Genomic DNA, 22,221 nt, shown 5'->3' with positions numbered 1-22,221 from the left:
GTGCTCATCAGGACATGACCGGGCGGACCCAGCCTTCGGCCAGACTGAAATAGCGCCGGCTGAGGTCGTCCGACAGCACGCGCGACACGGCGCAGAGCGCACGCACCAGCGCGGTGAGCGCGCGCGGCACGCCGGCGGCATCGGCGCGGCAGAGTGCCGCGAGCTGCCAGGAATCGGGCTCGGGCACGCTCAGCGCCGTGCCCTGGCCGCCGCCCGGCAGCCGCGAGATGTCGCGGATGAGGCGCGAATACACATAGGCCAGCGAGCGCGGATTGCTGCGGTCGAGCACCAGCAGATCGGCGACCGCCGGCAGTTCGACGCTGCGCTGGTAGATCGAGCGATAGGTGATGGTGCTGTCGTAGAGCGCGAGCAGCAGTTCGAGCCCGGCCGAATAGTTGCCGGCGCCCGACTCGAGCACCGTGAGCATGCTGCCGGCGAGCGACGACAGCCGTTCGAGCTGGCGTCCGGCCGACAGCAGCCGCCAGCCGTCGTCGCGCGTCATGCGGTCGGCCTGGGCGCCGGTGATGGCGGAGAGGTCGTCGGCCAACTCGCTGAGCACGCGCTGGGCATGGGCGATGGTGCCGCCGTGCAGCCGGCCGCGCGCCAGCCGCCGGTCGAGGTCGACGCGCGCCGCGACGATGAGTCGCCAGTGATCGGGCGCGAGCCGGTCGCGGATGTGGCCGGCCGAGCGTTCGAGCGAGGCCAGATTGAACGCGAGGCTGCCGAGCGCCGCCGGATCGCCGAGCTTGGCGATCAGCGCGCGCTCGAATTCGGCGCGCGAGGCGCTGATGGCCGGCGTGCCGGGCGGCACCAGCCCGAAGTTGCGGCTGAGCTGGCCGAGCACGTCGAGCACGGCGCGCGGCGGCTCGTCGTCGGCGCTGATCGCGGCCAGCACCGCGCGCGACAGCCGCACGCCGAATTCGGCGCGCTCGGTATAGCGGCCGAGCCAGAACAGGTTCTCGGCCGAGCGGCTCGACACCACGCGGCGCCGGCCGGCGATCTGCTCGGGCCGCATGCGGCCGGGCATGAGCGAAAACTCGTCGACCGTGCCGTCGGTCATCACCCAGGCGTCGGCACTGCTGCCGCCGCTCTGCATCGACACCACCAGCTGGTCGGAATGCGCGGTGCGCACCAGACCGCCGGGCAGCACGCGCCAGCCGCCCTCGGCATCGCGGATGACGAAGGCACGCAGCATCGCGGCGCGCGGCACGATGCGGCCGTCGCTCCAGGTCGGCAGCTGCGACAGCGGCAGGAATTCTTGCAGCGTGTAGTCGGCCGGATTGGCGCGGATGCGCTTTTCGAGCGCGGCGATCTCGTTGTCGGTGGCATGCGCGCCGATGCGCGCCGTGAAGCGCTTGCCCCAGGTGCTCTTGACCACCAGTTGCGACAGATGCGGCAGCGCGTCTTCGAGCGCCGCCTCCTCGCCGCACCACCAGGTGGGCAGCGAGGTGAGCTTGAGTTCCTCGCCCATCAGGTTGCGGCAGACCGCCGGCAGAAAACCCTGCACCGCCGCCGACTCCAGAAAGCCCGAGCCGAGCGAATTGGCCAGCAGCACATGGCCGGCGCGCACCGCCTGCATCAGGCCCGGCACGCCGAGCGCCGAGTCGGAGCGCAGTTCGAGCGGATCGCAGAAATCGTCGTCGAGCCGGCGCAGGATCGCGTCGACCTGCTCCAGTCCGTGCAGCGTCTTGAGGAAGACGCGCTGGTCGCGCACCGTCAGATCGCCGCCCTCGACCAGCGGAATGCCGAGGTAGCGCGCCAGATAGGCCTGCTCGAAATAGGTTTCGTTGAACGGCCCCGGCGTGAGCAGCACCACCTTGCCGGCAGTGCCGCGCGGGCAATGCGCCAGCAGCGAATCGAGCAGCGCCCGATACGTCGACGCCAGATGCTGCACCTTGAGCTGACGGAACGGCCCCGGAAACAGCTTGCTGATCGTCACCCGGTTTTCGAGCGCATAGCCCAGGCCCGACGGCGCCTGGGTGCGCTCGGACACCACGCGCCATTCGCCTTCCGGACCGCGCGCCAGGTCGAACGCGGCGATGTGCAGGAACACGCCGCCGGCCGGCACGACCCAGCGCATCGGCCGCACATAGCTCGGATGGCCAACGGTGATGGCCGCCGGCAGCAGGTTGTCGTGCAGCAGGCGCTGCTCGCCGTACAGGTCGTGCAGGATGCGTTCGAGCAGTTCGGCGCGCTGTGCGAGTCCGGCTTCGAGCCCGGCCCATTCCTTGGCGCTGACGACCCACGGCAGCAGGTCGAGCGACCACGGCCGCGACGCGCCGTTGGGATCGGCATAGACGTTGTAGGTGATGCCGTTTTCGCGGATCTGCTGCTCGACGGTCTGAGCCGCGTCGTCGAGCTGGCCAAGGCCCGGCAGGCCGAGCACGTTGAAGAACTGCTCCCAGCCGGGCGCGAGCTTTTCCTTGCGCGCGTCGCAGCTGGAACAGCCGCGCAACTCGTCGAAATGGCCGGTACGCGCCGGCACGGCAATGCGGGCCGCGCGCGCCGCCGCATCGGAGGCGGAGACGGCGGGTTCGACGCCAGAGAAGAGGGATTCCACGGTGATGCTTTTACCGTTCGTGACCCGCCGCCAACGGCGGTCAGGACGGCCCGGCCGGCACGCTCGCGCGCGCTGGCCGGGGACTGAAAACCTCAGCGCCGCAGGTCGAGGGTGAACGGCATTTCGAGGCTCGCCTTGTCGCGGCCTCGGCCGACCGGCTCGACCACCATGCGGCCCGGGGTGTGACCGATGGTACTGAAGCGCGCGAGCCGGCGGCTCTCGGCTTCATAGGCATTGACCGGGAAGGTCACGTAGTTGCGGCCACCCGGATGGGCGACGTGATAGCGGCAGCCGCCGAGCGACTTCTCCATCCAGGTATCGACGATGTCGAAGGTGAGCGGCGCATGCACGCCGATCGTGGGATGGAGCGCCGACGGCGGCGCCCAGGCGCGGTAGCGCACGCCAGCCACGAACTCGCCCACGCGCCCGGTCGGCTGGAGCGGAATCGGCCGGCCGTTGCAGGTGACGATGTGGCGCTGGTCGTTGAGGCCGGTGACCTTGACTTCCACGCGCTCCAGCGACGAATCCACATAGCGCACCGTGCCGGCCGCCGCGCCCTCCTCGCCCATGACGTGCCAGGGTTCGAGCGCGTTGTGCAGATTGAGTTCGATGCCGCGCGCGGCGACCTTGCCCACCAGCGGGAAGCGGAACTCGAAGTGCGGCGCGAACCAGGCCGGATCGAAGTCGAAGCCGCCGTCGCGCAGGTCGTGCAGCACGTCCTCGAAATCCATCTGCACGAAGGTCCGCATCATGAAACGGTCGTGCAGCTCGGTATTCCAGCGCGTCAGCGGCTGCGAGTAGGCCTTGTTCCAGAACGTGGCGATGAGGGCGCGCAGCAGCAGCTGCTGCACGATGCTCATGCGCGCATGCGGCGGCATTTCGAACGCGCGCAGTTCCAGCAGGCCGAGCCGCGTGCCGCCGAAATCGGGCGGGTACATCTTGTCGATGCAGAACTCGCTGCGATGGGTGTTGCCCGTCACGTCGATGAGGATGTTGCGCAGCGTGCGGTCGATGAGCCACGGCGGCATGTAGGCCGTGCCGGGGCCGCCGTTGGCCTTGAGCAGGCGGTCGATTTCCTGGCGCGCGATCTCGAATTCGAGCACCTGGTCGTTGCGCGCCTCGTCGATGCGCGGCGCCTGGCTGGTCGGGCCGATGAACAGGCCCGAGAACAGATAGCTCAGCGACGGATGGTTGTTCCAGAACGCGATCAGGCTGGCCAGCAGGTCGGGCCGGCGCAGGAAGGGGCTGTCGGCCGGCGTGGCCGCGCCCATCACGAAATGGTTGCCGCCGCCGGTGCCCGTGTGGCGGCCGTCGAGCATGAATTTCTCGGTCGACAGGCGGGTGTAGTGCGCCGCCTCGTAGAGGAATTCGGTGTGCTCGACCACCTCGTCCCAGTTGGCGGCCGGGTGAATGTTGACCTCGATGACGCCCGGATCGGGCGTGACCTGCAGGATTTGCAGACGCGGATCGCGCGGCGGCTGATAGCCCTCGAGGATGATCTTGATGTCGAGGTCGGCCGCCGTGGCTTCGATCGCCACCAGCAGCTCGAGGTAGTCCTCGAGCTGTTGCAGCGGCGGCATGAACAGGTAGAGATGCCCGCCGCGCGTCTCGATGCACATCGCGGTGCGGGTGATCCAGTGCGCCGACTCGAACCGGCTGGGATAGCGCGTGTCGGTGGTGCTGGACACGGTCTGGAAGCTGGCGGCGCTGGCGCGGTCGGCGCCCGGGCCCTTGCCGTCGCCGCTGGCATCGCCGGCCAGCGCCGAAGCGATGGCACGGCCGTCCGCGTCGAGCGCGCCGTCGGCGGCACCGTGGCGGCCGGTGCCGTCCGGGCCTTCCACGCCGCTGCCATAGGCGCCGGCGCCGTAACCCGCCGCACCGGAGCCGTAGCCGCCATGCGCGCTTTCATCCGAGCCGAACAGCCCGCCCGGGAATTGCGAGCGCAGCGCCGTGTAGCTCGGCAGCGTGTCGCGCGCGGCGAACGGGTCCTGCTCGATCTGGAACGGGTATTCGCCCTTCTTCACCCAGGGCAGCGAGTCGAGCGGCAGGCGGTAGCCCATCGGCGAATCGCCCGGGATGAGGTACATGCGCTCATCGCGGAAGAACCACGGGCCGGTGGTCCAGATCGGGCCGCCGAGCTGCACGTTCCAGTCGCGCTTGAGCGGCAGGACGTAGCCGACCGTCTTTTCGAGGCCCTGATCGAACACCCGGCGCAGGCGCGCGCGCTCCATCTCGTCGTCGAGCCGCGAATCGAACGGATCGACGTTGACCGGCAGCCGGCGTTCGCGCCACAGGTAGTACCAGGTGTCTTCGTAGCCGGGGGTGATGAAGTCGGTGACGAGGCCGAGCTTGCGCGCGAGCGCTTCGGCGAAGCGCTTGGCATCGGTGTCGTCATAGCTCGACGGCTCGCGCTCGTCGGCGAACAGCTCGGGCCGGGTCCAGCAGGGCTGGCCGTCCTTGCGCCAGTAGCAGCTGAGCGCCCAGCGCGGCAGCTGCTCGCCCGGATACCACTTGCCCTGGCCGAAGTGCAGGAAGCCGCCCTCGGCATAGTGGGCACGCAGGCGCTGCACCAGCTCGGTCGAGAAGCCGCGCTTGGTGGGCCCGAGCGCTTCGGTATTCCATTCGGCGCCGTCGCGGTCGTCGACGCTGACGAAGGTCGGCTCGCCGCCCATCGTCAGGCGCACGTCGTTGGCGACGAGGCTGGCATCGACCTTCTGGCCCAGCTTGAGCACGGCGGCCCACTGGTCTTCGGTGTACGGCAGCGTCACGCGCGGCGACTCGAACACGCGCTGCACGCTCATGTGGTGCTCGAACGTGACTTCGCATTCGTCGATCAGGCCGCTGACCGGCGCGGCGGCGCTCGGCTCGGGCGTGCAGGCGACCGGGATGTGGCCTTCGCCGGCGAGCAGGCCCGACGTGGGATCGAAGCCGATCCAGCCGGCGCCCGGCAGAAACACCTCGCACCAGGCGTGCAGGTCGGTGAAGTCGACTTCGGCGCCGCTCGGGCCGTCGAGCGACTTCACATCGGGCTTGAGCTGGATGAGATAGCCCGACACGAAACGCGCGGCAATGCCCAGATGGCGGCAGAGCTGGACCATGAGCCAAGCCGAATCGCGGCAGGAGCCGGAGGCCTTTTCGAGCGTTTCCTCGGGCGTCTGGATGCCGGGTTCGAGCCGCACCAGGTATTGCACGGCGGCTTGCAGCTTCTGGTTGATGGCAACCAGGAAGTTGACCGTGCCTTCGACATTGCGGTCGACGCTGTCGAGCAGCGCCTTGAACAGCGGGCCGTTTTCCTTGGTTTCGAGGTAGGGCGCGAGTTCGGCCTTGACCTGGTCTTCGTAGGGGAAGGGGTAGTTCTCGGCCTCGGGTTCGAGGAAGAAGTCGAACGGGTTGTAGACCGCCATCTCGGCCACGAGGTCGATGGCGATGCGGAACTTGGTGGTGGGCTCGGGGAAGACCAGCCGCGCCAGATAGTTGGCGAACGGGTCTTGCTGCCAGTTGAGGAAGTGCGTCTCGGGCTCGATGCGCAGCGAGTACGACAGGATGGGAGTGCGGCAGTGCGGCGCGGGGCGCAGCCGGATGACTTGGGGCCCGAGGTTGATTGGGCGGTCGTAACGGTAATCGGTGATGTGGCTGAGGGCGACGTGAATGGCCAAGGTTGAGTCTCCGCTTTGAGCGCGGAGTTTGTATCAAGTTTTGTGCCACGACTGCGTGAATCCCCGTGATTTCATCGACGGGAAACGAGTTGTGACCCTCGCACGACGGCCCGCTTGCAATCGAAGGGGCGCAAGCCGTCGCCGACGAGCGGCAAGGTCGGCTAGCGGCCGGCCCAGTAGCGCCGGCGCGCCTCGGCTTCGGTCCGCGCCTGCCAGCCGTCCGCACCGGTTTCGAGCGTGATTGCGCCGCTTTCGTCGGTGCGCAGCACGCGGGCGCCGCCGGCAGCCAGCCGCGCCAGCACCTCGGCGCGCGGATGGCCGAAGCGGTTGAGCCAGCCGGCCTGCACCACTGCCAGCCGGGCATCGACGGCGGCCAGGAATTCGGGCGACGAAGACGTGCGGCTGCCGTGATGCGGCACCCAGAGCAGCCCGGCCGCGAGCGGCGCGCCACGCGCCAGCAGCGCCCGCTCGCTGGCGGCATCGATGTCGCCGGTGAGCAGCGCCGAGCCGCCGGCGCTGTCGATGCGCAGCACACAGCTCATCGCATTGCTGCTGCGGTCGAGCGCGTAATCGGCGGCGTCGGGATGGAGGACGGAAAAGTCCACGCCGTCCCAGCGCCAGTGCTGGCCGGCTTCGCAGCGGCGCGGCGCGATGGCGGCACCCAGCTCGCGCAGCAGCGGATCCTCGGGCCGCAGCGAGCTGAGCAGCCAGTCGGCGCGCAGCCGCGCCAGCACGCTGGCCGCGCCGCCGGCATGGTCCTCGTCGCGATGCGAGACCACGAGGCCGTCGAGCCGGTCGACGCCGGCGGCGCGCAGGAAGGGCGCGATGACCCGGCCGCCGGCATCGCTGTCGGCGGTGAAGCGTGGGCCGGTGTCGTAGAGCAGGCGGTGCTGCGCGGTTTCCACCAGCACTGCCGTGCCCTGGCCGATGTCGATGGCGGTCAGGCGCAGGCCGCCGGGCGCCGGCGCGGCGCGCGCCGTGAGCAGCAGCGGCGCGCACAGCAGCAGCCCGGCGGCGCGCGCCGGCAGGCCGCGCGGCAGGGCGCACCAGCCCAGGCCCAGCGTGGCCAGCGCGGCGGCCCAGGCGGCGGGCGCGGGCAGCTCGGCGCTGGCCCAGCCGGGCGCGGCCAGCAGCGCAAGCAGCCCGGCCAGCCAGGCAAACAGCGCATGCGCCAGATGCAGCGGCGCCGCCAGCCCGGTCAGCCCGCCGAGCAGCGCGAGCGGCGCAACCGCATAGCTGACGACCGGAATCGCGATGGCATTGGCAACCGGCCCGACCACCGGCGCCGCCTGGAAGAAATAGAGCGTGAGCGGCGTGAGCGCGACCGTGACCGCGAGCTGGGCGCGGGTGGCGCCGCGCAGCACGGGCCAGGCGCGCACCGCAAGCGCGGCCAGCCCGCCGGCGCGCTTGCCATGCGCATCGTCGGCGACATCGCCCGCCGCAGGCACCGCGCCGCCCTGCCCGCCCGCCGCCTCGGCCATGCCGGCAAACATCAGCACGCCGACCGCCACGAAGCTGAGCCAGAACCCGGCCGCGCGCACCGCCCACGGATCCCAGGCCAGCACCGCCACCAGCGCCGCCGCCAGCACCTTCCACGGATCGGGCCGCAGCCCGCAGGACAGGCCGACGGCGATCGTCGCCAGCATCCACAGCGTGCGCTGGGCCGGCACCGCAAAGCCGGCGATCAGCACATAGCCGGCCGCCACCGCCAGCCCGACCCAGGCCGCAAAGCCGCGCCGGCCCAGGTTCTCGGCCAGCCGGGGCAGCCGGGGCGCGAGCCGGCGCCAGCCCTGCGCGGCGACCCAGCCGGCCAGCGCCGCCAGCATCGTGATGTGCAGCCCGCTGATCGCCAGCAGGTGCGAAATGCCCACGCGCGAGAACAGCGTCCAGTCGCGGTCGCCGTGGAGAGAGCCAAATAAGTCGTGAACTGTGACAAATACTCGTGAACTGCAGATTTTTTGACAAATACTCGTGTACTGAGAGGTGTGCCGACCTCCAATAAATTGACAAATAAGTCGTGAACTAAACGCTAATTCATTGTTTTTAATGGTTTTTTTATTACGTAGCTGCAGCAAACGTCACGACGTAGAGGATGAACTTTCAAAGACTCTCCGGCAGCCAAATGACCCAAAGCCCTCAGCGGAGCTCCAAATTGGGGGTCTCAAGGCGTTTTTGACAAATACTCGTGAACTGAAAATTCAATATTGACAAATACTCGTGAACTGACTTTCTTCAGACGAGATGAATCCAAGCGCCAATGCTTCCATGTAGCGTTGTTCCCCAGCGGAGCAGTTTTAGGACCCGGGCGGCAGCTCCGAAGCTGCTCCGCTGCCCCCGTTCTTCGCTACCGCTCAGGGGAGAAGCAGCTTCATTTTCGCGCGCGGCAAGCACACCTTGCGTCGGGACCAAAGCGAATTTCGAGGCATTGCGAGTGCGCCAGTCGAGACATCGCATCTGGTCTGCGAGAGCCACCCCGGTGACCGTGCCGCTTGAGGGCGTGACCGGCACTTCGAAGGGGTAGCCCTTCACTTGGTCGGTGACCGGGCAGCACAGCATCAAACCACTCTTCTCGTTGTATGCCGCCGGTGAGCGTACGAACGCAGGGCGCCGGCCCGCTTGCTCGTGCCCCGCCTGGGGCGTGAAGCGCAGCCAGACAATATCCCCACGGTTGGGGCAATGAGCTTGCGTCACCAAACTTCAGCCCCCGCTGCCGGCCCATTAGGCGCCAATCCATGCTGGTTCTCTGGCGTCATTGCGGCCAGCAGTGCGTCAAGGTTTCGCCTGCCGGCTCCAGGACCAGTCGGCCAGCCTCAACCGGCACCCGCGGCAAGCCCGTCGACTGCGGCCTGGCCGAACGCGAACAAAACTAGGAACACCAGACGGTGGAATTCGGCCGGTGACGTTGGAACCAGCTGCGGGCGGTGGCTTGCCTTGCGAACATGTGAGGTTGACCCCACTTGCAGTGGGGCTGAGTCAGCTAGATTTGCCGCCGACCAAGCTGGGAAATCTTCCGGTCTACGAAGACAAGGTCTGCCACTTCTCCCACTGCGCCACGATTGAATACGCTGGCGAGCGAAAAATCGATATCGCTCCCTGTGTCGTCAACCGACAGCACGAGGGCCAGTTCGAGGTGTGCAACCGCGTCACGAACCAGTTCGAGGCTCGGCGCCGCTGGCCTACACCGAGTGGGTCAAGAACAAGCAGTGTGCAGTTTGCTGACCTCCCCACGACGCTCAAGACGCTGGTGGGTCGCCTGGACGACTGGCTTCAGGCATGGCCTTACGTGCCGACAGTTCCGAATCCAAAATTGCCCCGAGAAGACCAGGCGTGCGGCTGGACCCAGCCCCAATACGGCAACTTCCGGGACAAGGTGAATCTGTATCGGGGCTGGATTGATGACGCGTTTGCAGAAGAGGACCGGGACGAAAGCATTGGCAAGTGGCAACGCGTTTTCGGCGAGAACTTCGGGTCCAGCGAAGCCAAGCGGGCCGCAGAAGCAGTCAGCGAGTCAGCGGGCAGTGGCGCCTTGGTGGTCGGCGGCCATTTCCCCGACTTGGTCGAGAAGGTGAAGGCCCTCGGCGCCTCAGCGGTGCCCGCAAAATTACGCAAGCTGCCCCATGTGCACCGCCCGGTTTGGCGCAGGGCGCAGGAACAATTCACGGTGAAGGTGACGGCAGAACTTCGAACGGGACGATACGGGCAAACCATCCGTTCGGTGCGGTCCGCAGAACCGCTGATGGCCGACTACTGGCTCAGGTTCTCGGCGACGAACAATGTGGGGGCCACCTTCACGGATGACTACATGGTGCGATGGCGAGTGACGAATACCGACAAAATGGCGGCGCAAGCTGATGCGTTGCGAGGGGACTTCTATCCCTCGGATGACCACTTCAGCCGGTCGGAGTCCCTGTCCTACCGTGGCGTGCACTTTGTGGAGGCATTCTTGATTCGCAAGCGGGACACCAAGTTGGTGGGGCAATCGGACCCGTTCTACGTCGTCATCGAATAGAAGCGGACGGCGCGAGCCTGGGTCGAAACTGAGTCATGAGATGGAAAGGGCCGCACAAACGCGACCCCATTTTCCTCGGATTCAGCCCTCACCTCCGAGTTTCAGGCGGTCAAGTCCGCACACTCGCCAAGTCCTCGAGCAGGCCGCGTGCCTGGTCGTAGCCAGGCATGTCTTCCCGAAGGCTGCGTACCAGCTCGTCGACGTGCTCGGCCACCTGAGCGCGAATGGTGTTCTCGGACGGACTGCCCACAGGCCTCAGTCTCAGGAACGGGATGCCCGCCGTCGCGAAAAGCCGGTCCTTCTGTTCATCCTTGCGTTGCTGGCGTTCCGTGTCATGCCAGACCGAATCCACCTCGATGGCCAGCATCGGCAGATAGGTGGTCGACGACACCACGACGATGTCCACGCTCGCCCTCAGGTAGTAGCCGAAGTCGTCCTCCGCCACCAGTTCCTTCATCCGGTCGAAGCTCATCACGCTTTGCAGCGAGCAGTTCGGAAATACCAAGTGGTTCGGGCACAGCTGGACCAGTATCTGGTAGATGCAAAACTCGCGTTGGCTGTTGAACACCTGCTTGACCGCACTGGTGCCGTTGGCCCGAACAATCCTGCCAATGACTGCGTGCTGTGACTCGCGCTCCAGCAAGGGAAGGATGTGCGGGTTGAGCCGGTACGTCCCGCCTTCCTTGAACAGCATGCCAAGCTCGAGCAGCTTGGCGTGGTGGCGTTGAACCCATTCAACGTCCATGCCCGCATACGAGCCGAGCTCCTTCATGCTGCTGTAGCCCTGAACAGTCGCCAACACGCCAAGAAGCTTGCGCGCGGGGGCCGAGAGCGAAGGCCAGCGATTGACAGCCGTCCTCTCGAACTGGTCCTGCTGCGTCAGCTCAGCCAGCGGCCGTTTCACATCCGCAAGAAGCTGCTTGACAATCGCAGAGTGCTTGGAGGTCCTCGCCGCCTCCTGCAGGATGTCTACGAACTGCTTGACCGGGGCCAGGTCGACGGGCGGGGCCCAGAGCAGCTTGAGGTTCCTGGTCGTCCCTTCGGTCGGCTTTTCGACTTGCTCAAGATAGGTGAGGTAGAAACGTAGCGCCGCCGTGGGGTCACCCGCAACCTGCTCCAGATAGGCCATCCGGAACGCCTCGTCTTTCTCGAGCAGGTCCTCCTTGAAGGCTCGCGCAATCGGCAGCAGCGCCGCACACACCTTGGAGTTGACTGCGCAAAGGACTTGAAAGATGGCGCTTACGGTCGTTAGCCATCTTTCCCGGCACTCGGTGTCCATCCGGTCTCGAACCTGGGCCAGTCCCTCCAGCGCCTTCACTATCTGCAGGGCCAAGGGCTCGCTCAGTTTCACGCTGGCGGGCTCGTCGATGAAGAAACCGTCATGGGGCATCGATACCCCGGCTTCAACTACCCGGTGCAACCCCTCGACGAACAACCGCAGTCGCAATCCGGTGCCCCCAAGAACAGACGCTGCCAGAAACTGGAACGCCAGACTGTGCTCACAAAGCCAGGCGAGCTCCGGCGTCAACACGGCCTCCTTGTCCGAATCCTCCCCCGTCTCGTAGGCCAGCACCAACGCCATGACGCGGTAAAACTCGGCGAGTTCGGCGTGCCGTGGAAAGTCAGCTGGCGCCCCTTCGTACAGCCGTAGCAGCACAGTGGAGACCTCCAGCGCGGGAAGACTCGGGCTGTCGATGAAAAGCTCCGCCTGACCTTGCCCCAGTGTCACCCACATGCTTTCACCAAACCGGTGGTAGGCGCCCCGGGCAAACCGGGTCAAGTGCTGCATCGCGCACAGGAAATGGCCGTCCACCTTGCTCGGCGCCGCGACGAGTGCACTCAGCAGCTGCCGCACACCTTCACAGGCATCGCAGGCAAAGCGGTCCGGATACCGTTGCAACAGGTCAGGATAGGCGGCACGGGAGACATACCCAACTTCCCACATGAAGGCCCACGCGTTCGGAGTCAAGCGCGGGTCCCCCCAGTCGTCCGGCTGCTGCATCAGGGCCTTTGCGGCGTCTTCGCTTGGGGCCGGCAGGCTGCGAACCGCCTGGGTGATTTCTCCGTAGTCCCAGACATCGGCCATTTTCATGTCGAGCTCGAGACGAAGTACCCGCAGGAGAATGCGTCCCTCATCATCGAGCGTCCCCTTGCTTTCGGCGATGGAATACGTCTGCCCTAGCACTTCCAGCACATTGGGAAGACCCGCCAATGCCTGCGTGGCTTGTTCTGCCAGTTCGGGGTCGTCAACTTCACAGCGCATTAGCAACACCAGCCCGGTACTGCGCAGACGTCGCAGCCAGGCGGTGGTGGGGGTGTCCTGACAAGCGCGAACAAGCCGCTGAAACACCTCGGCGCGCTCCTTGACCGACGAGCCCAGACTATCCAGATAGCGCTCGAATTCGCAGGGCAGCGTGTGCAATACCTCAACTCGGTCGGCCAGCTGCTGGAGAACTTCTCGGCATTCCGCCTGCACGTCCTTCGCAAGGCTGAACCAGGGGGCCGAGGACGGCCATAGTCCGTACATCCGCAGCTGCAATAGAAAGGTTTGCGCTTCCTCCCTGTCGTCTTCGTGAATGGCCGTCAGCGGCAGTCGACTGAGCGCCAGGATTTCTGTCCATTCCTTCCTGTCGCAGTGCTCGCCCACCGCATCCTCCAGCTCTGTCAGCCGCAAGAGAACCACCTCGGCAACCTGAGCTTTCACCGAACTCGCCGCCGGCGTGTTGCCCCTTGCCGGGGAATTGCCCGACTTTCTTTTTCGCTTCTTAGACATCAAGCGTTTCCTTGCTTTTTCAAACTGATTCTGTCAGTCCGGCTTCGTCGTCAAAAAACCCGCTTGGCATGGACAGCAGATATCTCGGAGATTGAAATTTGCAGGAATTTGTAGGTTTGGTATAGACAGCTCATCTAGGCCAGAGCCCTCTGCAGCCCGTGTTCGTCTCGATGATGCTGCAAGTATGGAATGTGGCGAGCATGTACCGTTCGAAGCTTAGCGGACGGTGTAATACCCAACTCTGCGAGAGTTGCCCATTCGACTTTTTCGATTTTCACGAGAGCCCCGTCATCTGCGAAACCGATAAGGCCACGGTCAAACAGTCGGTCAAGTGTCGCAACAAGTGGAAGTCCATTGAATTCGTCGAGACGTTCCTCGGTGGAACTGTGCCTCCAAGACTTCGCATGTGAGGCGACTAAGACTTCTGGCAAGGCGCATCCGGTAACTGCACAGCGTCCACCCCAAATTTCCAGCATGCGACGGCGAAAACCCCCTTGCCCGATGCGGGCGTTAACAAGAGCAAGCCGTGTGGTCTCCGGCAATTCCTGAAAGCCAGGCTCCGCGCCGAGCTCGGCTAAGGCTGCATTAGCTTCGAATCCATAAGGTGAAGGTTCGACCCAACCAAGTTGTTCTAGCGCTTCAGCCAAAGGCTCACGCATTACCCATCTGAGCTCAGCATTTGTGGCACTTGCCGACACCATTTCCGCAAGAAACTGAATCCAACTACCGGGACTCCCTATCCCAATATCATCGGCAATGAAACGCCCTAATTGGCTATATTCAATACTGGCAGAGGCGAGGCCATCGAACGTAGCAGTCAATGCGAGTTGCCTCATCGACAGCGACCGGTTTGGCGCGGCGTAATGGGCCGCAAGCATCAGACGCTGGCGTTGCGAAATTTTTCCGGAATTTGCCTTCAAACCCTCCCGATAGTCGTCAGGTGTCAGTTTGACGATTTCAGAAAGCGGGTCAAGTGAAGCTGGCGCACTTGAGGGACCCGTTTTGGATGACTCAAAGGACGCACTTTCCTTCCTTTGCACTGGCAGTTTACTAACGCGCTCATACTTCGAGCCCTTTACCAGATACTCGAACTCTGGTGCGACATAAAATTTGTGCACCGCGTCCTTACCCAATCCCAGTGAGCCATCCCGCTCACGGTTTGCTTTTCCCTGGGTTTTTGCCCGCACCGCGTACCCGTCAAAAACGACCTGTCGGATGACTTTCGTTATGTCATGGGTATAGTCCCCGCCACCATTGCGGTCTTGATTTCCAGCAATAGTGAGGGCGAACCCTGTTCTTCCGGTCTCTCTCTGGTGTTTGACGTACGGAAATAGCACGTCGCCGTTATTGGCAATCAGTGCAAAGCGTTTATCCAAGCTCGCCACGTTTCTTTGTCCCTTAATAATTTTGAGGGATGCATTTGAAAAACCAAGGCTGTACCTGACGTTTCAGTTCGTCCAACGTCTTACCGTTCTTAGCTTTCCAAAGCGCCCAGACAAATTGCCATTTGCGTAATTGCCAGTGCGGGCTGGTGCCAAAGCAGTGCGGTCTTTCCATGCCAAACCACGTTTGATGCCAGCACATTTAGCTCGCTCGGAAAAAGGCTCCACACCGGCTCAAGGTCACCTTCAACGGCCAGTTGAAACGTCAAGACAGTTGCGATTTCATGTCTGGGCTCGTCTTCAACTTTGCCACTCGCCACGTCAAGGCCACGCAAAAAATCGCCATAACTATCCAGATTCAATAACGCGCCTGGCAAATCGCTGAGAGTCACGGATATAACGATTGGCTTGGTGACATCTAGATTATGAAAATCGGCATCCCCAAAAAATGAGTTGCTCCGCGCCCTCCAAGCAAAGGTCTATCGCATCAAGGATAGTGGACTTCCCACTATCACCAGACCCAACCAAGCAGTTGATACCGGCCGAAGGCGCCCAAGCTAACGCCTTCACTGAGCGAAAGTTACAAATCTGCAAGTGGCAAATTTTAGCTATATAACCCTCAAAACCTCTGCTGAATAACTTATAGAAAGCTGCAAACCAATACGCACCGCATATGTAGCACGACTCGATTGCAGGTTCATACAATGAGATAAAACTGGCAGCTACACAGACTTTCCCCCTAAAAGACTGCCTGCATGACAATGCTTCAAGAAACTCAAGCTGCGTTTGATAACTTGGCGAGCGACTACCATCGCTTTATCAAAACCTCGCCTATCAAAGACCGTATCTGGACCAAGCCTGATGGCACTGTGCCTCCCTACGCTGGAACGGAAAGCGGAGGGCTAGCAGACCTCTTTGGAACCGTAAGGCTCTGGGTCATTGACCAAACAATGACAAACCCAACGTATTGGCTAATACGTTGGGAAAAAGAATTTTTCGCTTGGGCTCAGACCCACCCAGAGAAGCTAGAAATTTGCAAGGCGTACACGACCTTTTTGGACGCCTGGAAAAGTCAGCCTGAAAAGTCAATTTAGCAAGCAATCAGCCCAGTGACAATTACTAGGCTGATGCGCATTGTTTACTCGACAAGCACCCTCAACACACCAACCCGGACGTCCCGTGGCAAATTGAGCGATTTTAAAATTCCCAGAGTCGACGCATTTTCAAGCAACGTCAGCGTTCCCGCACCTATACCTCGCAATACAGGAATCGGCAAATCTTCGTACGACTCTAATACTCCCACAGGCTGCGAATTACCAGGCAAAGACTGGATTTGGGCCTCGTAGCTTTCGAGCAACTGCCTTAACTCCAACTCCCCCGTAACAAACCCATCATTCTCGGGGTGCTCAATTTTTGCAAGATGTCGAGCCTCGAAAGCCTCGACAACTGACTGAGACGGAATTCGTACCGAGAAACCCTGCAACTCCTCACCTTCCTTTGTACGCAACCGAAGTCGTCTATCGCAAACCAAATGACTCTTCATCACACCAATCCTTTTCAGACACCTTGGAAAATACTGACTACTGCCCGTTAAGCCAATCTTACCTTACTCTCAATAGCAGTCACCTCCACACCACGAATGGCTGGCGCATAATTTCGAACGATATGCCCTCCAAAAATATGCATTAGCACATCCCCTACACCAACAACATTTTTCGCGCCTTTCTAAAGAACGTCTTCACAACCACCTTCGCCATGTTCGCCACCTATATAAATCAATGGGTTGTGGATTCGACGGGCGGAAAATACGAGATTGTGAAGAGCATCTCTAATTAAAATGATGGTTGATGCGGAGCCCGCCATACTGTCAGCACAATGCGAGAAGGCGCATTACTACGAATGAGCCCTAGAAAAATAGCGCAATCATGGCTCTGCATTGCTAACACCAAATGGATTAGCGTCGCCCGCGCTTTCTAAACCAATTACGCAATAAGCCCTTCGATTTGACCATCTTGACCAACAAAGACTGAACGTGCTCGTAGTAAGGCGGTCGCCTATGCCTTGCAAGTGCTTCTGCCGGTAAGGGACGAGGGCAATCGGCACCCGTGGAACTTGAGCTGCACGTTGGAGCCGACAGAACCCAGAGTCCCGAAGCGGCATTCACGTTCATCTTCCGTACTCTGACTTCAAACTAGGAAGCGGACTTCATGAGACCGCAGTGCGCCCGCGCAACAATGGCGAAGACTAGCCGTATGAATACGAACCCCCTTGTTACCATCTTGGCAACATAGGGTAAGAAGATGACAAAAATTGCTAGTTTCGTTGTATCCGGAGAGTCCATAGGAGTTGTCGTGGCGCAGGTCCCGACGGACCTGAAAGACCCCATTTCCATCGAATACGACCAGACTTGGAATCTGCAGTCGGGCGCAAGGGAGCCAGCCCTTTATGTGCTGCACCAGCGATGCGCAGATTTTCTCAAGGAACAGCAAATTAAGTCTGTCGTCCTGAAAGCGAGTGCGGTCCCGCGCTCCACGGCTACGCTCGCCCTGCTTCAAAGTGCCGAGGTTCGCGGCGTCCTCATAGCGGCAGCTGCTTCAGAAGCCCAGGTTCGGTCCCTCACGAAGGGGGTCGTCAGCCGCACGTACGGCGACCGCAAGGTCGACGAGTACCTGAAAGATGACGCGTTCTGGCAAGACAAGGTAACTGGCAACGGGTTGCGTAAAGGAAGCCGCGAAGCAGCAATGCTCATCATCGCGTCCCGGGAGGCTTAATGGCGACCGTCGTTCCGCCCCTGACGCTCGGGCGCAAGCTGGGCGCGGGAGCCTTTGGCGAGGTCTTCGAAGGGCAAGATAGCGTTCATGGTCGTGTCGCCGTCAAGGTCATGACGCGCGCCTCTGGCGAGAGTGCGGCTGACTGGCACCAACGCAAAGCTGGCCTACTTGCAGAGGGTCAACGCCTGTCGGCGGCCGAGCACAGGAACGTGGTTCGAGTGCACAGCATCTCCGAGGACGCTACCGGCGACAGTATCCAGTTGTGCATGGCGTTCTGTGCCGGCGGTTCCCTGCAGGACGCGTATGTTAAAGGTCCGCTGCCGCTGGACACCGTCCGCGAAATCGCAACCAACGTCACACTCGGCTTGGATGCCCTTCACTCAAGGGGAATGCTGCACCGGGACATCAAGCCAAGCAACATCCTGCGTAATGCGAGCGGCGTCGCTCTGCTGGGCGACTTCGGCTTGGTCACAGACCGTCTGCTTAATGGCTACGGCTCAATAGCTGGCTACAAGGACCATATCGCTTACGAGGTATGGTCGACTCGGGTGACAAGCGCCAAGTCGGACATCTGGGCGTTGGGCATGACCATTTATCGCCTGCTGCATGGGCAAGAGTGGTACGAAGCAGGACTGTCTCCCGCCGCAACTGTGCCCGCCGGTGCCTATGCCGACAAACTGCGCTGGCTTCCTCACATCCCCGCCGGCTGGCGGCGGATGATTCGCAAGATGCTGAACGACGACACCAGCCGGCGCTACCAATCCGCGCAGCAGGTGCTCAGCGCACTTTCGACCTTGGAGACGCCGCATTGGACCGCGGAGGTGGACACCGACTCCGTCCGCTGGGAGCTTGCGGCAGGCGACCGCTTGAAGGTGGTGGAGTGGTCTTGGCAATCGCCACGAAAGCACGAATGGACCGCGTGGTCCGAACCACTGGGTACAACGGGGAGGAAGAGAACCTTGGGTGGCTCTTCTGCCGCCCAGTCGCGGAGTAAGACCCTCGCCGAACTCGAAGACTTCTTCGAGCGGGCTTAGCGTTGACTCGGCCGCAGGTGTCGCGGCAACAGGTAGGCACCCGAAGGGTCGAAAACAGCTGGCGTGCGGCCACCAAACGCCTTCAAAGCCGCGGCTCGCCGCTCCCCTGCGCAGTGGTCGCAGTAGGCGTGACTAGCTGCCACACCTTCTTCTGGCAGCCAAGAGCGGCCGCAAAAGCAGCAAGTCGGCGACGACACAGCAAGTGATGTTGACGTTCTTCGCATGCGCCTTCTCCTTGCCCAGCCGCAGCTGAGCTGGCCTTATCTGTGTATATGTACAGTATATGTACTGGCAAGCAACCTTACAAGCAGCCACCTTTCACAGGGGAAGGCAAAGGCGAGCCTTTTTCAGCATGAGCGGTCGAACCATCTCAGTGCCGCCGCGCAACGGCAGTTGAGCTGCTGTGGTAGTCCGGAAAACGAGTATCCCTTGCCAATCAGCAACACCCAAAAGGTTTTTCGAGCTCTGGTTGAGTGCGTGCCACAGTCATGGGCAACTCGAGAGCTTGAGCAGCCCACTGACTTGGGCTGGCCGCTGCTGACCAAGCCAGACATGGCAATCGGCTCACTTGCTCCTCGCTAGAGCATCCGCTCTCCACGCGACACCGCATCATGAAGCGCTTGCGGAAACCAAGGCTGCTTTGGAGGTGCTGCTGGCGGCGTGCGCCAAGGCCCTGCTGTAAAGATGCGGCGCTAGCTCATTACGCGCGAGCTTACTCGTTCTGATTGACCCCAACATGCTCCCGGCAAACATCCTGCAAACGACGCAAGCCCACTTGGAACAGCTCATTGCGGCACAGTCGCAAGAAGGCCCGCACCTAGACTTCAAACGGGAGCTGCCTGCGGCGTGGGACGACCGGTCGAAAGTGAAGTTCATGGCGGACGTGACCGCGTTCGCCAACGCTGGAGGTGGCGACATCATTTTCGGCATGGACGAGACCGCTGACGCACAGGCATCAGTAATCGTCCCGCAGACCCTAGTCAGTGCCGACGAGGAAGTTCGGCGCATCCAAGACTTCATTCTCAACCTGGCTGAGCCAAGGCTGCCCGGCACACAGGTACATGCCGTAGCGGTGACTGGCGCCGGCACAAGCGGGCATGCGGTCATCGTTCGCATCCCGCAGAGCTGGGCTGGCCCACATCGCTCCAAGCCAAACTTGCACTTTTACGTGCGCGACGGTCTGCGGAACCGCCAGCTCGACGTACCGGAAATTCGAGGGCTGTTCTTGCGCTCGGAGAGCCAAGCGCAGCGCGTGCGTGATTTCCGCGTCGACCGTCTGGGAAAGATACTGTCGGGAGAAGCGCCGCATCGGCTCGTCCCCGGGTCTTTACTGGTAGTCCATCTTGTCCCCACGCAGGCGGCCCTTGGACTTGTGCAGGTGGACCCAGTGCCGTACTCAGACCGTCGCAACCTACCCGTCTTGGGAGCGATGTCTGGCCGGGCCCGGCTCAACATAGATGGGGCGCTCTACGTTCGGAACTCCGGGCCTGCCGGTACTCACGGCTATTCCCAGTTCTTCCGCAACGGTTTTTTCGAGTCGACCCACGTGCTTACTGGACGCAACCCCGCAGGCAAAGCGCATCTTGGGAGCTTGAGCTACGAAGAGCAGCTCATCACCTTGTTGGGTGCATTCCGGGCGGAGCTAATCCACTTGAGCATCGAGCCCGAGCTTTCGGTGATGCTGTCCATTCTTGGCGCGGACGATGCCCAACTCGGCGTCGAGGCAACCTACGACTTCCTGGAAGACCACCAGACCTTTTTTGACCGACGGGCACTTTTGCTGCCGGACGTTCTTGCGCAGTCGGGAGTCGTGCCGGAGCAAGCACTCAAGCCTGTCTTCGACCTAGTCTGGCAGGCTGCCGGCTTCCCTGGTTCGCGCAACTACAACGCTGCGGGGGAATGGGCGCCGCGCCGGCGCTAGCTGCAACTCATGTCGCCAAGCGTGGCTGGAACACGCAGGCGAAGTACATACGGGCGATGGCTGCGACCACAGTCTGAACCGCGACCACACGGTGCTTGCGCATGACGATATCTGCCGCGCTCGGTCACTGCTAGCTTCGCTCCCGCGATACCAGCCGCTCGTCGGTTCGAGAGCCCGATTGCGCATCACGGTACGGCATACATTGACCATCGTACTGAGTATTCATACAGTCCTTGTCATCGAACAACCATTCGATGAGGCGGTATGCGAGACGAACAGCACCTAGCAGCACTGCGGATTTACTGGAAGGCGCATCAGGCGTTCCCGGCGATGGCCAAGCTATGCGAGGTTGTCGGCCTCTCATCGTCGTCTAGCGTCTTCGCGTTAGTTGGCCGACTCGTTGACGCCGGCTACTTGGAGCGCGTGGAAGGCCGCATCGCGCCCACCAAGCGGTTCTTCGCACGCCCACTCCTTGGTGCTGTACGCGCCGGGGTGCCGCAGCCGGCAACGGACGAAGCATTGGAGCTCGTGACGATTGACGATTACCTCGTTGATGACCCGAACAGGTCCATTTTGTGCCGGGTTCGGGGGGAATCGATGCGTGACGCAGGGTTGCTTGACGGCGATATCGCCGTAGTCGAGCGCAATGCCCCAGCGTCACCGGGTGACGTGGTGGTAGCAGTTGTGGATGGCGACCTGACGGTGAAGTACCTGCGGCGCTCGCAGGACCGCTACTTCCTGCAGGCGGCAAATCCAGACTTCGCCGACATCCATCCCAAGGGCTCGCTCGAAATCCTTGGCGTCGTCATCGGGTCCTTCCGGCGCATGCGGAGGTGACCACGAAGCTGCCTGTCTCCGCCGCCTCCTAGCGGCATCTCACTAAACCAAGCCCACCTCTGGTGTTCGTTGCGCCGGCGGATTAGACAGGGCTTGCCTGTTGTTTTGCAGTCGCCGGCCAAGTTGGCTGCGAGGACGTTGTTCGTTCTGGAGATACGAAATGCCAATTTGGTCCGTTCCGCCGTTTGACCAACAACCAATGCTGCGCGTTGACTCGTGGCGCATTGCTGTGACTGCCCAAGGCACACAGCATGTCGTTGGTTACTGCATCGAGAACCGAGAAGGACGCGTCTCCAGCGCAATCGAACGCTTCGATTTCGGCACAGCGACCGCGTTCACGACGTCAGGGCGCAGGTATCGCCTTCTCCACTCGCCTGGGCGAAACCTAGACGCGGACTACACCTGGCAACGCTGGTTAGCACTGCAAGAGAAGACTGAGAACGACGCCGAGTCGGACATTGTCACGGCAGCTATCTGGGAGGTTATCCAATCCGCAACTTCCAAATCCGATTCAGCGTGACCGTCATGGCAGCCCTAGCCCTCATCGCTGGATTCGTTTTTGGAATTTGCGCGCTTGGACTTCTGACGTCCTCGTGGCGCCAGTTCCTGAAAGGCGCTGGGTACCGGCTTGGCCAGTACGACTTCGGCCTCTTTCAGGCGCATTGCTGCAAGCGCTCGCAAAAAAAAGCTCAATGGGAATTTTCCGCCGCGGATTCGATTGCTCATCTGCCGGACAGCAACTTCCGACGCGTTATGCGTCAGCGCGTATGTGAGTTCCTTGTAGTCAACGCCGTGCCGAACCATGAGGGCGCGCAAGACACGGCTTGCCTGCTTTTCCCAGTAGTCCGGTTTCTCACCTGGTGTGCTCATTCGCTCGACCTAAGAACATGTTTTTTGATGAGAAAAGTTCTTCATGGAAATTATTTTCTCATTCTAAAAGTTTTCTACGGCGAACTCGTCTCTAAACGCGTCCGGAACCAACGCTTTAGCCGTCGGCCAGTGCCGCCAAACAACGTGCTGACGGTTCTATGAGCAGCCGTCGACACGGCTGCCGGGCGAAGACAGGCAGGCGTACCACGCGCTGACAAGACATGAGATGAGGAACAAATGGCTGGCGTTATGAAATGGACAGAAGAGCGCATCGCTGCATTGGTAGCGCAGGGCTGCGGGAGTGGAATAGGCGCTGCTTACACCCCGTGGATTGACGTGCGCGATGTGAGCAGTCTTGGGATGTCCAGACGCATTTACAGCCCAAAAACCAACCGCGTTCATCACCTC

15 protein-coding genes are annotated in these 22,221 nt (G+C 62.1%); 7 read left to right on the top strand and 8 right to left on the bottom strand.

Annotated elements, in window-relative coordinates; translation table 11 throughout:
- Positions 1–7: 7 nt before the first annotated feature.
- From B9P64_RS04580 to mazF, 4 genes are all read right to left on the bottom strand, one after another.
- Positions 8–2,560 carry a circularly permuted type 2 ATP-grasp protein gene (locus tag B9P64_RS04580; RefSeq protein ID WP_085315021.1) on the bottom strand — a complete coding sequence of 851 codons (2,553 nt, stop codon included), beginning with the start codon at positions 2,558–2,560 and terminating at the stop codon, positions 8–10.
- A gap of 92 nt (positions 2,561–2,652) precedes the next feature.
- Positions 2,653–6,216, bottom strand: a complete 3,564-nt coding sequence (locus tag B9P64_RS04575; protein WP_085315020.1) for a transglutaminase family protein — start codon at positions 6,214–6,216, stop codon at positions 2,653–2,655.
- A gap of 161 nt (positions 6,217–6,377) precedes the next feature.
- Positions 6,378–8,291: a DNA internalization-related competence protein ComEC/Rec2 gene (locus tag B9P64_RS04570; protein ID WP_085315019.1), complete on the bottom strand. Its 1,914-nt coding sequence runs from the start codon at positions 8,289–8,291 to the stop codon at positions 6,378–6,380.
- 157 nt (positions 8,292–8,448) lie between these two features.
- Positions 8,449–8,907 (bottom strand): endoribonuclease MazF, encoded by a 459-nt coding sequence (mazF, locus tag B9P64_RS04565; protein ID WP_085315097.1) that lies wholly within the window; start codon positions 8,905–8,907, stop codon positions 8,449–8,451.
- A gap of 292 nt (positions 8,908–9,199) precedes the next feature.
- Here mazF and B9P64_RS04560 point away from each other — a divergent pair, with 292 nt between their 5' ends.
- A complete protein-coding gene (locus B9P64_RS04560; RefSeq protein WP_139826138.1) occupies positions 9,200–10,225 on the top strand; it encodes a nucleotide-binding domain-containing protein in 1,026 nt (341 codons plus the stop codon).
- Between the two features lie 109 nt (positions 10,226–10,334).
- Here B9P64_RS04560 and B9P64_RS04555 read toward each other — a convergent pair whose 3' ends face one another.
- From B9P64_RS04555 to B9P64_RS25985, 4 genes are all read right to left on the bottom strand, one after another.
- On the bottom strand, positions 10,335–12,998 hold the full coding sequence (locus B9P64_RS04555) for a DUF2726 domain-containing protein (RefSeq protein WP_085315017.1): 2,664 nt from the start codon (positions 12,996–12,998) through the stop codon (positions 10,335–10,337).
- A 134-nt stretch (positions 12,999–13,132) separates the two neighbouring features.
- On the bottom strand, positions 13,133–14,383 hold the full coding sequence (locus tag B9P64_RS23555; protein ID WP_139826137.1) for an HNH endonuclease: 1,251 nt from the start codon (positions 14,381–14,383) through the stop codon (positions 13,133–13,135).
- A gap of 89 nt (positions 14,384–14,472) precedes the next feature.
- The gene (locus tag B9P64_RS25990) at positions 14,473–14,772 is read right to left on the bottom strand and encodes a hypothetical protein (protein ID WP_217808642.1); all 300 of its coding nucleotides are present in this window, start codon (positions 14,770–14,772) and stop codon (positions 14,473–14,475) included.
- A gap of 31 nt (positions 14,773–14,803) precedes the next feature.
- Complete coding sequence (locus B9P64_RS25985; protein WP_268877133.1) at positions 14,804–14,974, bottom strand: ATP-binding protein; 171 nt, start codon at positions 14,972–14,974, stop codon at positions 14,804–14,806.
- 161 nt (positions 14,975–15,135) lie between these two features.
- Here B9P64_RS25985 and B9P64_RS23550 point away from each other — a divergent pair, with 161 nt between their 5' ends.
- The 6 genes from B9P64_RS23550 (at position 15,136) to B9P64_RS30670 (ending at position 21,975) form a co-directional block, all read left to right on the top strand.
- Complete coding sequence (locus B9P64_RS23550; RefSeq protein WP_139826136.1) at positions 15,136–15,474, top strand: hypothetical protein; 339 nt, start codon at positions 15,136–15,138, stop codon at positions 15,472–15,474.
- 1,257 nt (positions 15,475–16,731) lie between these two features.
- A complete protein-coding gene (locus tag B9P64_RS04540) occupies positions 16,732–17,151 on the top strand; it encodes a hypothetical protein (RefSeq protein WP_217808640.1) in 420 nt (139 codons plus the stop codon).
- Complete coding sequence (locus B9P64_RS04535; RefSeq protein WP_085315014.1) at positions 17,151–18,185, top strand: serine/threonine-protein kinase; 1,035 nt, start codon at positions 17,151–17,153, stop codon at positions 18,183–18,185. The genes B9P64_RS04540 and B9P64_RS04535 overlap by 1 nt, the downstream gene beginning before the upstream one ends.
- Positions 18,186–18,960: 775 nt before the next feature.
- Positions 18,961–20,106 carry an AlbA family DNA-binding domain-containing protein gene (locus B9P64_RS04530; protein WP_176256714.1) on the top strand — a complete coding sequence of 382 codons (1,146 nt, stop codon included), beginning with the start codon at positions 18,961–18,963 and terminating at the stop codon, positions 20,104–20,106.
- A gap of 264 nt (positions 20,107–20,370) precedes the next feature.
- Complete coding sequence (locus B9P64_RS04525) at positions 20,371–20,943, top strand: LexA family protein (RefSeq protein ID WP_085315012.1); 573 nt, start codon at positions 20,371–20,373, stop codon at positions 20,941–20,943.
- A 525-nt stretch (positions 20,944–21,468) separates the two neighbouring features.
- Positions 21,469–21,975, top strand: a complete 507-nt coding sequence (locus B9P64_RS30670) for a hypothetical protein (RefSeq protein WP_217808639.1) — start codon at positions 21,469–21,471, stop codon at positions 21,973–21,975.
- Positions 21,976–22,221: the final 246 nt, after the last annotated feature.

Origin of the sequence: Derxia lacustris (assembly GCF_002105195.1) — a bacterium.
Classification (GTDB): Bacteria; Pseudomonadota; Gammaproteobacteria; order Burkholderiales; family Burkholderiaceae_E; genus Derxia; species Derxia lacustris.
This window is presented reverse-complemented; position numbering and strand designations above follow the sequence as displayed.

Bases quoted from the DNA above. Each gene is read 5' to 3' on its own strand.
- B9P64_RS04555 (WP_085315017.1), bottom strand. From the start codon at position 12,998: ATGTCTAAGAAGCGAAAAAGAAAGTCGGGCAATTCCCCGGCAAGGGGC.
- B9P64_RS23550 (WP_139826136.1), top strand. From the start codon at position 15,136: ATGACAATGCTTCAAGAAACTCAAGCTGCGTTTGATAACTTGGCGAGC.
- B9P64_RS04535 (WP_085315014.1), top strand. From the start codon at position 17,151: ATGGCGACCGTCGTTCCGCCCCTGACGCTCGGGCGCAAGCTGGGCGCG.
- B9P64_RS04525 (WP_085315012.1), top strand. From the start codon at position 20,371: ATGCGAGACGAACAGCACCTAGCAGCACTGCGGATTTACTGGAAGGCG.
- B9P64_RS30670 (WP_217808639.1), top strand. From the start codon at position 21,469: ATGGCAGCCCTAGCCCTCATCGCTGGATTCGTTTTTGGAATTTGCGCG.